General features: G+C 31.4%; 13 protein-coding genes. 2 read left to right on the plus strand and 11 right to left on the minus strand.

Going from position 1 to position 15,199, the window contains the following annotated elements:
* The first annotated feature begins 212 nt into the window (after positions 1-212).
* Positions 213-1,616, plus strand: a complete 1,404-nt coding sequence (pyk, locus tag AW729_RS02990) for a pyruvate kinase (RefSeq protein WP_112123701.1) — start codon at positions 213-215, stop codon at positions 1,614-1,616.
* A gap of 421 nt (positions 1,617-2,037) precedes the next feature.
* On the opposite strand, the gene AW729_RS02995 is transcribed toward pyk, so the two are convergent.
* Positions 2,038-7,188, minus strand: a complete 5,151-nt coding sequence (locus tag AW729_RS02995) for an S-layer family protein (RefSeq protein ID WP_112123702.1) — start codon at positions 7,186-7,188, stop codon at positions 2,038-2,040.
* Positions 7,189-7,880: 692 nt separating this feature from the next.
* Complete coding sequence (locus tag AW729_RS03000) at positions 7,881-8,699, minus strand: hypothetical protein (protein WP_112123703.1); 819 nt, start codon at positions 8,697-8,699, stop codon at positions 7,881-7,883.
* A gap of 647 nt (positions 8,700-9,346) precedes the next feature.
* On the opposite strand from AW729_RS03000, the gene AW729_RS03005 reads away from it, so the two are divergent.
* On the plus strand, positions 9,347-9,811 hold the full coding sequence (locus AW729_RS03005; RefSeq protein WP_112123704.1) for a hypothetical protein: 465 nt from the start codon (positions 9,347-9,349) through the stop codon (positions 9,809-9,811).
* A gap of 106 nt (positions 9,812-9,917) precedes the next feature.
* Here AW729_RS03005 and AW729_RS03010 read toward each other — a convergent pair whose 3' ends face one another.
* The 9 genes from AW729_RS03010 to AW729_RS11175 all read right to left on the minus strand — a co-directional run bounded on the left by AW729_RS03010 (position 9,918) and on the right by AW729_RS11175 (position 14,241).
* On the minus strand, positions 9,918-11,096 hold the full coding sequence (locus AW729_RS03010) for an ATP-binding protein (RefSeq protein ID WP_112123705.1): 1,179 nt from the start codon (positions 11,094-11,096) through the stop codon (positions 9,918-9,920).
* 398 nt (positions 11,097-11,494) lie between these two features.
* Positions 11,495-11,665 (minus strand): hypothetical protein, encoded by a 171-nt coding sequence (locus tag AW729_RS11155; protein WP_162685752.1) that lies wholly within the window; start codon positions 11,663-11,665, stop codon positions 11,495-11,497.
* A gap of 43 nt (positions 11,666-11,708) precedes the next feature.
* Positions 11,709-11,843, minus strand: a complete 135-nt coding sequence (locus AW729_RS11645; protein ID WP_257791411.1) for a hypothetical protein — start codon at positions 11,841-11,843, stop codon at positions 11,709-11,711.
* Positions 11,844-12,140: 297 nt separating this feature from the next.
* The gene (locus AW729_RS11160; RefSeq protein WP_162685753.1) at positions 12,141-12,296 is read right to left on the minus strand and encodes a hypothetical protein; all 156 of its coding nucleotides are present in this window, start codon (positions 12,294-12,296) and stop codon (positions 12,141-12,143) included.
* 7 nt (positions 12,297-12,303) lie between these two features.
* On the minus strand, positions 12,304-12,474 hold the full coding sequence (locus AW729_RS11165) for a hypothetical protein (RefSeq protein ID WP_162685754.1): 171 nt from the start codon (positions 12,472-12,474) through the stop codon (positions 12,304-12,306).
* A 394-nt stretch (positions 12,475-12,868) separates the two neighbouring features.
* On the minus strand, positions 12,869-13,447 hold the full coding sequence (cas1, locus tag AW729_RS11475) for a CRISPR-associated endonuclease Cas1 (RefSeq protein ID WP_112123707.1): 579 nt from the start codon (positions 13,445-13,447) through the stop codon (positions 12,869-12,871).
* Positions 13,429-13,872 carry a CRISPR-associated endonuclease Cas1 gene (locus AW729_RS11480; protein WP_112123708.1) on the minus strand — a complete coding sequence of 148 codons (444 nt, stop codon included), beginning with the start codon at positions 13,870-13,872 and terminating at the stop codon, positions 13,429-13,431. The genes cas1 and AW729_RS11480 overlap by 19 nt, the downstream gene beginning before the upstream one ends.
* Positions 13,873-13,876: 4 nt before the next feature.
* Positions 13,877-14,002 (minus strand): hypothetical protein, encoded by a 126-nt coding sequence (locus AW729_RS11650; RefSeq protein ID WP_257791412.1) that lies wholly within the window; start codon positions 14,000-14,002, stop codon positions 13,877-13,879.
* 8 nt (positions 14,003-14,010) lie between these two features.
* Positions 14,011-14,241: a hypothetical protein gene (locus tag AW729_RS11175; protein ID WP_162685755.1), complete on the minus strand. Its 231-nt coding sequence runs from the start codon at positions 14,239-14,241 to the stop codon at positions 14,011-14,013.
* Positions 14,242-15,199: the final 958 nt, after the last annotated feature.

A 15,199-nucleotide genomic window follows, 5' to 3' on the forward strand; every position in this document is an offset into this window, starting at 1 on the left:
TTTTCACACGTGATAACGCTTCCAATAACTTTTTTAAAAATTATTACTGTTTTTTTATAGTAATAATTCTTTAATTCACAAATTATATAACTTTCCCATTCCATAACTATTAATTAATAAAGAATAATAATACATGTATGAATAATAGTAGATTCTGATTATTTAACACTTTTTTAATTTACAATCAACTATGAAGTTATGGATGGGATAATGTGAAAAAGACAAAAATCATTTGTAGTATCGGACCGGCATCCGATTGCGTTGAGGTTATGAGCAAAATGGTAAACAACGGGATGGACTGTGCACGTATAAATCTTAGTCATGCCACACAAGAGAATATGCTTAAAACAATCGAAGTAATAAGACAGGTACGTGAAGAATGCAATGTACCCATAGCCATCATGTATGATACCAAGGGTCCCGAGTTTAGAACCTTGAAATTCAAGGACGGATGTGTCAACCTTAAAAAAGGTGACACAATTAAAATGAGCAAAAGTTGCATAATTGGAGATGAATATGAATTTGGAGTCAATCACTCAGAAGCAATCGACTTTATAGAAGTAGGTGACAAGGTACTTATAGACAATGCACTCTTTGAACTGGAAGTCATCAACAAAAAAGAGGATTATATAGTACTGGAAGCCTTGGCTGATGGAAAAATACAAAACAACAAGACAATCAACGTACCCGGAGTTGATTTGAAGCTTGAATTTATGAGCATAAAAGATAAAGAAGACATTACCTTTGCTGCTAAACATGCATGTGACTACCTGGCATTATCCTTTGTAAATACAAAAGAGGATGTAATTGAGGCTCGTGAAATCATTAAAGAGGCAGGAGGAGATGCCCTGATAATTTCAAAGATTGAAAGTAAAAAGGGTATTGAAAATATTGATGAAATCATCAATGAATCCGATGGAGTTATGGTGGCAAGGGGAGACTTGGGAGTAAATGTTCCAATGGAAGAACTACCGATACTTCAAAAGAGCATTATTAGAAAATGTCGGCAAAAAGGTAAATTTGCCATTGTAGCCACTGAAATGCTGGCATCAATGTATGAAAATCAACGACCGACACGGGCAGAAGTATCGGATGTGGCAAATGCCATTTTAGATGGAACAGATTGTGTGATGCTCTCCGGTGAGACTACTGTTGGATTATATCCTGTTGAATCTGTTTCAATTATGAGTGATATATGTAAATATGTGGAGTCAACCATCGACTATACAAAACACATATCATACATAGGCTCAATAGGCACTAGCGATACGATTGCCAGATTGGTTGTGGATGCCGTTGAATACACAAATATCAAAGCGATAGTGACAACTACCATGACAGGTTTTACTGCCCGTAAAATCAGTAATCTAAGACCAAACACTACAATCCTTGCTTGTTGTCCATCCAATCATATAGCTGAGAAGGTTCTGTTGAACTTTGGCGTTAAGCCCGTTGTGACCAAGATATATGAAAGTACTGATAAAATGGTTGCAAACTGTAAGAAAGTAGCACAAAAGGAATTTAATCTGAAAAAAGGTGATTTGATAATAATTACCGGAGGTTTTCCAATAGGCAAGTCAAGAAAAACCAACTATTTGAGAATCATGGAGATATAAAAATATTATCACATAATTAACTATAATAGAGGCAAAGACATCAAAAAGATTTTAAACCCATAATATAACTATTCATCACTGTTATATGTGATTAATCAAGCATAGTTTTATTAGTAATATAATAAAAATTCCACTTGGATATAATCAACCTTCTCTTTATAATCATTTTTTTTAGAGTATTAATTTTAATAATTCCTGATTATCCATTATTTTTTTTATAATTAATTTACCAAAATCTAATTTATCGTTAAAATGGGATTATTATTTAATTCCATTGTAATTTGATAGTTTAACAAATAGAATCAATGGGAAATTATGAAATTTTCTAAAAGATAATGGTACCTGTTACCAATAAATTATAGACTTTCGAAAAACAATAAATAAAAGGTTAAAAAAAATAAAGGAGGTTAAGGGTAATCTTTTAGTTCAATACATTAATTGTTGTTGTCATGTTTCTCTGACTCTTATATGCTAGTCTGTCCTGTGTTACTATTTCAATTGTCTTGTAGTTATTGTATGCTGGAATTGTAATATCCTTCAGTTCAAGTATTCCATTGTTGGAATAGAAGTATAATGGCTGGTTTCCATTTTTCAGGCTTAAACCGTTTACCTTTATCACACACTTATTAGGACCAGATACTACGTTACCAAGATAGTCCCTGATGGTTGCTTGCAGTGATAATTTATGTGTCTTGTTGTTAACAGTAGCGTTAGCTATGTTTATGGTGATGTTGGATCTTTCCACCTGGAATGTTGGCGTCTTAGTCATGATATTCTGGTAATTCTTATTGTACAATCCTACCTGTATGGTATGATTCTTCACGGTCATGGTCTGTGTATCTGTTACACAGGAGATACCTAATGGTATTGTATAGTTTACCGTTGCTGTGCCGTTAACTATCTTGACTTTAAGCATGTTACCATCTGCATCCTTGAGTGTTATACCGTTTATCTTGAAGTAGACGTATTCATCCTGATACTTTGTAATATTATTAGTTTTTTTGCCGTTTGTTGTGTCATAGATCTTAGCGGTTATAGTGAGTACCCGTCCCTGTTTGATTATCTTCTTGTTAATGCTTACTTCTATAGTAGCATTACGTTTGGATATGTTAATATTTGAAGGACTGCTTATGGATGCATTGTATATTGTTGTGCCGATGTAGGAGGCGGTGATGTTCTTAGCATTGGTCATATTGATGTCAGGTATGATAGTAGCCGTAGCGACACCGTTTACCACTTTTACTTTTAATGGCTTGTCACTACCTGTTAGCTTACCGTTATCCTTTATTGTCACACCGTTTACTTTGAAGATGAGATTTCCTTCGTTTACATTATTGCCGTTTGTATCGGTTACTGTTGCCTTGATTGTTAACTTTTCTCCTATGACTCCACTTACAGGGGTGACTGTGGTCTTGGTATTTATCTTGTTTTTCACGGCTATCTTCATGCTTTTTGTCGAATTGTTGTACATGCTGTTTCCATTATATGTGGCCGTGATTGTCTGGGATTCTACCACCGTAGGAGTGTAAGCCTTAGTAACGCTACCGTTACTATCTGTTTTTACCGTGTATTTTTTGCCGTTGATGTTTAGGATTATGTTCTGTCCTGCTAGTTTGTTACCACTTGCATCTGTGAGTGTAGCTGTTATGTTTATTGGGGTGTTGTTTATTGGTGTCGTGTTGGATGCTTGTAGGGTTATCTTGGTATTGATCTTCTTGACGGTAAGGTCTGTTGTTGCCGTGCTGTTGATATATTTACTATCACCTTTATATGATGCGGTTATTGTCTGTTTTCCTAGGGTTGTTGGCGTGTATGCTTTTGTTGCTACCCCATTAGCGTCTGTTTTTACCGTGTATGTTTTACCGGCTACTGTTATTGTTATGTTCGCTCCAGCTAATTTGTCCCCATTTGTATCAGTTAGTGTTGCTGTTATGTTTACTTGTGTATTGTTAATAGATGTCGTATTGGATACTTTAACTACCAATTTTGTATTGATTTTCTTGATGGTTATGTTGGCTGTTGCAGTACTGTTTACATATTTGCTATCACCATTATAGGTAGCTGTGATTGTTTGGGTTTCTACCCGGGTTGGCGTGTAGTTTTGTGTTGCTATTCCATTATTATCAGTTTTAACATTGTATGTTTTACCGTTAACATTTATTGTAATCGTTTCACCGGATAATTTGTTACCGTTAGCGTCGGTTAATGTAGCAGTGATATTTATTGGAGTACTGTTAATAGGGGACTTGTCGGATGCTTGTAGTGTTAGTTTTGTGTCTATTTTTATAACATTTATTTCTACTGATTTAGTCGTGCTATTATAATATTGGCTGTCTCCATTGTACTGGGCGGTTATTGTTTGTTTTCCCAGTGTTGTCGGCGTGTATTCTTTTATTGCTACTCCGTTAGCATTTGTTTTTATTGTGTGGTTTTCACCGTTAATATTTAGTGTTATATCCTGGTTTGCTAGTGTATTAGTATCACCGGTTAGTGTCATGGTTATGTTTATTGGAGTACTATTAACTGGTGTATTGCTGGATACCATTAGTGTTAGTTTCGTGTCTATTTTATACACGGTTATATCCGTTGTGGAGGTATTAGCGTTGTACATGTTGTTTCCATTGTACTTGGCCGTGATTGTCTGTGTTCCTAGTTGTTTTGTCGTGTAGTTTCTTGTTGCTACTCCACCGCTTGTTTGGACTATAAATGTTTCATCACCGATTGTAATTGTGATGTCTTCTCCATCTAGTGGGTTGTCGTCTATGTCTGTAAGGTTTACTGTTATTGTTATTTCTGTACTGTTTACTATTGTCGTGTTGGACACGTTAAGGGTTAGTTTTGTGTCGGTCTTGGTTGCGGTGATTTTTGCAGTGTTGTTGGTTGATGATTTGTATGCACTTGTTTCAGGGAATAGTGCTGTTATATTGTATTCTCCACTCTCATATAATGTGAAGTTTGTGTTGAACTGTCCAAGGTCATTGGTGATTGCAGGTTTTGTTGAGCCATTAACGGTTATCTTTACGGTTGCACCTGGTACGGGGTTACCATCCTCCAGTAGCTTCCCTGTTATGTTGAATGCTTTTCCTACCTTTGTATCCACGTCATCTAAGAGGACTTGTGTGTCTAGCTTCTGGGCTGTAATGTTTAATGTCGTGGTGTTTGTACTATATTTGTTGTTACCGGGGTATGTTGCAGTAACTAGTGTGTCATTGCTTTTTACTGTGTATTCCATCGTTGCTATTCCCTCAGTGTTTGTTGTTATGTTGTTTGTCTGGTCTATGGTGATGGTGATGTTTTCTTGGGCTATTAGTTCATCAAACATGTCCTTTAATGTGAATGTTAATTTTATCGTATCACCAACGGTGGGATTTGTGTTATTTGTGGTTATATTGATGTTGGTATTGTATTTATCATAGAACTTATTGTTTTTTATTGTCACAGTAAGATCTGATTTTGTGTATATTGTCCCATTATACTGGGTGGTCGTATCACCTTCATTGTTTTCTATTGTAGCGGTTCCCTCATTTATTATAGCGTTTCCAGTCATAGGTGCAGTATTTGCTATGAAGTAATTTTCTTGGATAAAAGAGTAGCTATTATTGTTGTAGATTGCTCCACCACTTGTTGCATTATTGTATTCAAGTATTGAATTATTGATTGTTAAATTACTTGTATTGTTATTACATATTGCACCACCAATGGTTGCGTTGTTGTCCGTGAATTGTGTCTCGGTCACGGTTAAATTACTATACAAGTAATTGTAGATTGCACCACCACTGGTTGCGTTGTTGCCAGTGAATTGTGTCTCGGTCACGGTTAAATTACTATACCAGCCATTGTAGATTGCACCACCACCGGTTGCGTTGTTTCCCGTGAATTGTGTACCAGTCACGGTTAAAGTACTGTGACCGTAATTGTAGATTGCTCCACCCCAACTTGCGTGGTTGCTCGTGAATTGTGTCTGGGTCACAGTTAAAGTACCATAGTTTCTTATTGCCCCACCACGTGTTGCCGTGTAGTTTGTTATTGTAATGTTTTCTAGTTTTAAGTTGTGTCCCGCTGCTATAGTGATAAATTGGCAGGTGTCTAGTCCCTTGAGTGTTACCCCGTTACCGTTTATGGTGATATTACGTGTAGCTGAGTTACTCCAGTCTATACTGGCGGTTGCATCGTAGTTTCCTTCTGGCTGTAGGTTTATTATAACGTTGACGTACTGGATTTTTTTAGCGGCTTCTATTGCATCTATTAACTTCTGATAACCTGTCACGTTTATTGTATCTGATATTATGTATTCATTGTTGATTGTATTTGTACCGTTTATAATTATTTTAACAAGATGCCCCTCCGGAATTGTATAAGTATTTAACTGTTCTGGTTCTGCATTAGTTAATACTTCTTCACCATCTACTATTAGGGTGACTTTACTCAAGGTGATGTAGTTATCGTCATTTAGTAGTTGTATGTTTCCTGTCGTTTGGTTTATTATGAAGTTTGCTGGGGTATTATTGTAGAATATCGTGTTATTTATTTTTTTAATGGTACTGTCATAGTTGTAAATTGCTCCACCACTAGAACCTGCATGGTTGCCCGTGAATTGTGTGTTGTTCACGGTTAAAGTACCATCATTGTAATTGTAGATTGCTCCACCATAATATTCTGCACTGTTATCTGTAAATTGTGTGCCAGTCACAGTTAAATTACTATTCTTATTATTGTTGATTGCTCCCCCAGTAGAAGCGTTGTTGTTAATGAATTGGGTGTTGGTCACATTTAAATTACTATAGTTGTAATTGATGATTGCTCCACCAGTATAGATTGCAGTGTTATTTGTGAATGTACTGTTTTTTATGGTTAAATTAGCATGTTCATTGTAGATTGCACCAGCACTTGCTGCGGTATTGTATGTAAATTGTGTGTCATTCACGGTTAAATAACCGTAATTAGTGATTGCTCCTCCACTACCATACCATCCTTTAGCCTGGTTTTCTGTGAGTGTAGAATGCTTTATTGTTAGGTTACCCTTATTAGTGATTGCTCCTCCATTATAATCACCGACAGTGTTTTGATTGATTGTACAGTTGGTAATGGTGAGGTTGTTGATGGTAACCTTCTGGCCAGTACCAATATCTAAGAAGTGGTATTGGTCATCCCCGTTTATCTTCTTTGCTTCTCCATTGATGGTAACATTGACTATATTTGAATCAATGGACAAGTTACCCTCAAGTTTTATGTTATCTTTGATATTTATTGTTATATTATTATTTGTTCCATCCCATGTTAATGAATTATTTAATTCTTCATAATTATTAACATTATATTCATGGGAGGCTGTTTTGAGAGTTTTTTCTTCTCTTGTTATTTTATCTTTTTTATTTACTACATTTACCTGTACATCCATTGTGGGTGTACTTTTTTCTTGTACTGTTACTTCTTCCACTGCTGGTGTATCCATACATGCACTTTCAGGTGAATCTGCACCTATTGTAACATCTGAAACATCAGATGCACTTGCTATGCCTACCAGCAGTACCAATAGTGTGATTAATAGCAATATGCTTTTAATTCTCTTCATTTTTCATTCATCTCTCTTATTAACTAGTTTTAATAAGTAATAATTATAACTAGTTTCATGTTTTTCAGGGATACTAATCATAATAATTATTATTACTAATAATTATTGTTCTTATTTATATTAAAATATGCGTTATTTTTGCTTACTTTCACGTATATTATCTGGTATATTATAATTTTTTTATATACCTCTATTCCATATTTCTTGCTGTTTTGTTTAAGGCATTATTGTTAATTGCTTTTTCTTTTTGCTTTATTATTCTATTGTTTTCATATGTTGTTGTATAATATTATGAATAGGAGTTACTCTTTTGTTTACACGCGTATCATCTATTTTCCATATTTTATCGTATATTGTACTTTTTATGCAATAAAAAATATTATATCTGAAAACAAATAATTAAAACCATTACTTGGATGGAATCCATCATCATGAAAACCACAAAAAAACAGTAAAACAAATACTCTGAAGGAATAAGCAACCAAATAGAAGAAAAACATCCGGTTATCCTTATACAAGTTCCTAAGCTACACAGAAACAAGTGGAGATCACTAATGTAAACATGGAAAACATTAACATTGTAATCCACGACACGAAGCATAGCTGAAAGAAAACTACAATACAACAACCCAGTTATATACCTATCTAAAAGAAGATGAAATGGTGGTGAGGTTTAAAAGTGTCCAGGTAATCTAATTGTTTTCAAAAAGCTTGCATTGCTCGTTATAAAATTTTTCCTTTTGAGAATTACCAATTCTTCTATATTCCACGCCAAGATTACTTGCTTTATCCGCTAATTCTTGTTTATTCTCTTCATCTTCCTTATTCAAGATAATGTACTCGTTTCTTTTGTCCTGATAATCCTTTTCCTTTAGGAGTATATCCTTTAGTGATATGATTCTTTCATCATTACTTCCTATCCTTCCTAATGCTTCTCGGCGGACATCCAAGTACTTGGCGTTCAAGGCTATATCAATGAGTGTTTCATCATCATCTATCTGATTGATTGCCCATAATCGTTTAACCTTACTGTCATCATCACATGCATTTTTGAGTTTGGTCTTATCAAGATCCTCGAATTTTTCATTCAATCTTTCCACTGCTAAGTTTACTACTTCATCATCATAGTCAGCATTGGAGATATTAATTAGAATCTCATCATCATTTACCTGTCGAAGTGCTGCCATTACAACATTCAGGTCATATTTTGTCTTAGATGAGTCGTCATAGTAATTGTTTATTACTTCAACTAGTGTTTGGTTATCTGTTATCTGGTTTACTGCAACTTCACGTATGTCAAAGACAGTCTTGTTGTACGTGGTATCTGACGTGTCAAATATGATTTCCTTTAACAAGCCACTATCTGTTATCTGTTTTGCTGCAAGTTCTCTGACTGCAAAGAGGTTTTCATCATTTTTTACTATTTCCAATAGTTTTTCTTCATCATTTAATGTTTTAACTGTTTCTTCGATTAATTCATCTTTTATATGTTTTGCTAGTAATAATCCCATATTATCACCCACGGGTTATAGATTCTCTTTAATATATAATTATAGTCTAATTTTTTTTATATATCTTTTGATTCATTAACTTAAAGTATTGATTTATTCATACTTTCACCATAATATTAATATTAGTCTTGGATAAATCCACATGATATTATCATAATCCTAGAAAAATAAATATAAGCAGGTTAAAACAGTTAATTCTTAAAATTCAGTAGGATATCCCTACTCCATTGACACAAATATTGTTAAAGATCTCCTATTATTCCATCATACACCCACATCTACCTTAATAATCGATAGAATTGAAATGAAGTCATGTTGTTCAATCCAACATTTGATATTGAAAACGCTATTGAAAGCACGATGAATATCAGTATCAATTACATAACTCCACTTTTGTAAATTTAAAGAGGATAATACAGGATTAACCATAATTATGAAAATTTCACATATAAATGGAGTATGAAGCTATTAGACATCTTTATTATTGCGAAGAAAAAATAACTCGAAAAACATGATTATTTTATATTAGAATATAATTAATCTAATCAGATTTCGTTAAATAACAGGATAATCCCCCATAATTTTACCTATAAGTGAAAGCATATTTAAATATAGGATAAAATAAAATAATAATTAAGTGGTATCATATGAACACAAAACTAGCAAAAATAATACTGGTAATACTATTAATTATTCTTTGTACAATCATATACACCACCTATCCGGACATAGCACCCAACAATAATTGTTCAACTGTCGCTGTCGGATCTTCTACTGTAGATATCCCGGAGGGTTATGATATTCAAAAAATAAGTTATAATGGAGTTCTTTTTTCCAGTCTAAGAACGAATATAGGAATTTATGAAGTTCAAAAAGGAGGTTCCTTTGACAAGAAAGTCAATCAAATGAAAAGCAAATATGGAAACAATTCCGTCTCAACTTATTCATATACCCTAAATGATACCGAACTAAAGATTGCAATAGCTGAAAATCCAAAAGTAAAAATTAAGGAAACCTACTTTGAAAAAAATGGATTCAAATACCATATCTATGAAAAGGGTTCTGAAGACGAGACCGCATTCAAAACATTATTTGATACAATAAGCAGATGACATTCATTAAAAATATATGCAATACTTCAATAATTTTTTTAAATCATTTCAGGCTTTTATTTGGAATATTCTAGTATATTGCTAAAAGTTTATCTTAAATTATATTTTATAATGGATATTGACCTTCTGTTTCCTTTTTATGTTTTAACCATGTTACTAACATCATATCATTAATCATATACATATTATCATTGGAATACCCGAGTATTGCCTTATTATTTAACGAATCAATATATTTTGTTAATGTAGATTTTGAATATCCTGTTTTTTCTAGAAGAGTATTCCATGTTAACTGCTTTTCATCAACCAATATTTTTATTATGGTTTTTTCGTAATCGTTAAGGTTTCCCCAGATATATAACCACATGATTACTATCTGATCCATTTTCATCATGAAACTTTCTTTAATCATTTCTTCATCATATATTTTACCTGAATCTAAAACATTACAAAACGTATTAATGTATGCAGGTATTCCTCTGGTACATTTATAAAATCTATCAAATCCATCATCCGTAAATTTTATATCTCCTGCTTTTTCATTAAGATACTTGTATGTTTCCTCTTTAGTAAATGCTTCTATATCTATTTGAATCATACGACCGGCAAATGCTCCTCTTTGACCATTAATATCCTCTATTATATCGGCACTTTTACTTACTGAACCAGTGAAAATATAGCATACATTTGATTGATCTTGAATATAACTTCTAAAAAGCCAGAAAAATGCTTCGGGATTTTCAACATGTTTTATAAATTGGAATTCATCAAATACTAGTATAAATGCATCTATTTCATCTGACGTGTCAATTATTTTCTGTGGAAGTTCCATTACAAATTTACTTAAAGCCTTGTAATTCTCTTTAATTTTTGGAATAGGAATATCAAATATACTTGCAGCATCAGTAAATTCATAATCATGTAATTTAATATTCATAATGATATTTTTCAGGTTGTCCTCGAAGTTCTTAAAAACAGATTGTTTTTGTCTTAATGATTCATATATACTCGATAACATCTCTTTTAATATCTCTTCTTCTGTAACTTTTTTGTTTGTTGAATATATCTTTGATATATCAATATATGCTGTTAATGTTTTCTTATCCGTATCATGTAGGATTTTCTTTAAAAGGAATGTTTTTCCCACACCCCTATTTCCAGTTATCAACAATTGATTTGGTAAATCTTCATATATACTGCTTATTTGCAGGTTTATCTTCTTAATATCTTTTGTTCTATTGAAAAAGTATTTATCAATGTTTTTTGGCACAGTAGTAGGCATCATATTTAATAACTCCTTATAATATTAGTTATGTTTAATATATTATTTATATATACCAGTTCGCATAAAAAAACTAGTGCAACATAATTTATAAAATAAAAATAGAAAAAATAAAAAAACTAGTTTGTATAAAAAAACTAGTTCGCCATAATTAAAAAAGATGAACTTTAAAAATAAGACAAACTAGTTCAAATAAAAAAAACCAGTTTGATTATAAATACCGTATTGGATATTAAAAATCAAAAAATGGATAAAAACACTATCAAAAGCCGTTAAATATGAAGAAACATCATTCAATTAGTTAATCTTTTTTATTGTAATTCTGATTACTGGCTTAAAATCTATGGACATGAGTTAACCTTTCTTTGTAATTTTATAGTTTAATGAACATAAATTCATATTCAACCCATACTTATATATAATTGTCCCAAATCAATAATCTGTTGTAGCGTTAGACTACAACGACACTCATCTACATTTCCTTCCATTAAATCGACAAATTCATCCCATGCTGTACCCATATCCACGAGGATAGCTAATTTTTCAACAAAGTGAGTGCTTAATTCAATCATTCTATCTATTTCATGTCGGTACTTCCTGTACCAATCTAATCTTTCAATAGGATAACCGCCAAACTTTGCATAGTTTATAATTTACAAGAGTATATTTACAACCATCTGCTTTCAGGGAGGAAGATAGTTTGTCATGTAATTGTTTGTATTCAGTTATTTCTTCAAGGAGTGTTCTCATAATTATCACCTCGTCTAACCTTTCTTCGTAATTTTATAGTTTAACGAACAAAACTTTGAAAAAAAAAGAGGGGGGAGAATAAATCAACCATCACGCTTCTCTAATGCCTTACGACACACACGAATACGACGACGAATCATCCGAAGATACAACCAATCCCAATCATCAGGACGCTGAGGATTATCAGCCTTAAACCGTTCAATCAACTCACCACAAATAACAAAAGTCAACTCCTCCGCCTCCTCATAACACTTAAGGGTTTCCTCATAATGTCCATCATCTTCCAGTAGTTTTCCTTCACCTACCAATTCTATGATTATTTTTTTCTTGTGGTCTTGGCATGCCATCAACGTGTAGTTGGAATATTTTGGCTCCAACTTCTAAGGGTGTTGGCTTAGCCTCTGGGGTTGGTTTTGGTTTTTTGTCTTGTTTCTTTTTTAGGAATCCGAACATATTGTATTCACTCCTCATCTGTGTCTTCTTTTTGTATGGTGACTTTTCCTTCATCTGTTAGTTTCCAGATAAGGGGTGTCCCTTTTTTTATATCCATTATTTCAGATATCGTCTGGGGTATGCTCGTTGTGAGTACCCCTTTGCCTTTTTGTACTTTAGTATTTCTTTCAATTTTCATAAATTCTCACCTTTACTATATTGCACTACTCTATAATATGTCTTTATAGTATAAGTGTCTTTCGGTAACAAAAACCCAAAAAAAGAGGTGGGGGTTAATAATACATTTTTTTCGGTGATGCATTTATCATTTTTTCTCTATCGTAAAAAAACAAACAACTTCCCATTATAACATCCATTCTGTATATTATAGCATGGCACACTTACCATTCGTCCTTCATTACCAAACCGGAATCCGTATCCTTCAGTCTAACCTTTCTTCGTAATTTTATAGTTTAACGAACTCTTTATATTTTTATTTATTTTAAGTATTTAAATAGTTTTTTATCCTTTTTTTAAAAGTATTATTAGGAAGGATATTTATTATTACTTTTTTTGCTGTGCTTTCCTAATTTTTACCATTGTAAGTAAAATCCCCTATATTCTCTTTCATTCATTATGCTATCTTTTAATTTTCTGCTTTGTTCCTGCATTATTTCCTGATATGTCATTAAGTTATCATTATATGTTATTTGACTATTTATTTTATCCAATATTTTTTGTGCTAATACTTTTCTTGCTTCTATTTTTAATCTATTGGATCTTTTATCGATATCATCAATTTTTATCTGTCTATTGTTTATCAAGGATAATACGCTTTTATCTGTTATTTGTTGTCTGAATTCTTCTATTAAGTCATATGTTAAGCTTGTTCTACCTTTCAAATCAGAATGTAATAATCCACAGTATGGATCTAATTTTTCTTGTAGTATTATTCTTGTTATTTCTGAGGCAAGTATTGAATAACCATAGTTTAGCATAGCATTTAACAAGTCATTTCTGGGTTTTTGATTTCTGTTTTGAAAGTTTATTTCTTTTGGTGTTAATTCTTTTATGCAAGCCCAGTATATTTTTGATGTTTCTCCTTCAATGCCTCTGATTATGTTTTTCATGTAATTAATATTTTTGTTTTCTCTTATTTCAAGTTTATCCATTTTTTTATGTTTTCTTTTATTTGTTTTTGTTTTTCTTGTACGTTACTGTATTTTTTAGTCTTGTTTAGAGTTTTAATTGTTGAATATTGGTTTTTTATTTTTGATTTTATTATTTCTTTTGATATTTTAACTCCGTTGTAGTTTTCACTTGTTTTGTATTGTTGTTTTCTTAGCATTATGTCATCAAAGTGTGGATTAGTGAGTATGTATTCTATTTGTCCATATTTGTTTATTGAGATTAGCGGAATGTTATGCTTTGATATTAATGTTAATGCATCGAATGTTACATATCCTTTTGCAAGTAATGTTATGTCAGTTACTTTTCTTGGAGTTATTTTGTATATTTCATCTTCTTTTTCTTTTATTTGTAGCAATTCACTTTTTTTATGTATAGATTTATTGTATCCTTCGATTATTATTTTCATGGTATCATATTATTTTGTATTTTTCTTCTTCTAGTTTTATTTTTTGTCCTATTTGTGTTATGTTTTTGTAGGTATTAGGTTTTAATGGTATTATTATTATCGTGTCTTGTAGATTGTTTTGTTTTGTCATCTTTTCTTCTAGTATTTTTGTTCTTCTTTTTTGATTTCACCGATAAATGTGTTTTCTGTAATTTCTCGAAATGCAAATATTTGTAATTTGTTTTTAATTTTTTCTTTATCTTTTTTGTATTTGATTTTTGTTATTATTATCATTTTCATATTTTTATTTTTATATTTTTTGTCTTTTATACTCCTATTTTTTCCAAGACACTTAAGATTGATAGAAGTAGTAAATATAATTAAGTACATGTATACGCTGTATATAAAAAATAGTATTTTTTAGGAGTTGAATTTTTCCACATTAAAATTGTGTATCATTTTGAAGATACTCTAATATTTTTTTATTATCCATATTTTTTTCAATGATGAAATTATTTCCCATAGATTTTTTTTAAGATTAATTTTCATGAGCAAGTGTATTACTTTTTTAAAATATTCATCATACTTCTTAGCCACATATTTTTTCAAAGACTTTTTCGTTTCATTTTTTTAGGGAAAATTTTACTTCGTTATACAGCGGTATAGCGAAGTAAAAAAATAGGCCAATTTTAAAGTGGTTTAAAAATACAAAAATAAGTCATTTGATATACATGTAATGATACTATTTTTACATTTTCGAGAAGTTGGATTTTTTGCCAAAAAATAGCATTATACATATGCAATTGTTATATTTCAAGTGTATATTGATTTTAAAAATTACGATGCGAAAAAAATTATAAAAAAGTAGAAAGAATTAAATATATCATGATTTTTATTATACATTTTATCATCAAGTAACTCGTTACTACATGAATGCAAAAATTTCTGGAGGAATATAAATAATATCTCCTTTTTGAACTATTTCAGAGGTAGTATTTGATATAATGATTCCATGTGATGATTTATAACGAGACATAGCATCATTTATCTGACTTTTATCCGTTTTAACATTAACTAAGGCAATTTTATTGACTACAAAGTTTAACAATAAATGAGAAATGAAAGAATTTACATCCCCTTTTTTAAAGTTTACTTATGCTAAATCTCTAATTTATGATTTAAGTTAGCCTGATAATAGAAAATTATTTATTAATAATTAAATATATATTATTATTATATTATTATAATTAAATATATAATATACATGAAGTAGAAGGAGGAGGATTTGTTGTTGACATGAAATCTTAAAATATAATAAAATGAGTTTTAATCTTATATTAAAATTAAA

Origin of the sequence: Methanosphaera sp. BMS (genome assembly GCF_003268005.1) — an archaeon.
Taxonomy (GTDB): domain Archaea; phylum Methanobacteriota; class Methanobacteria; order Methanobacteriales; family Methanobacteriaceae; genus Methanosphaera.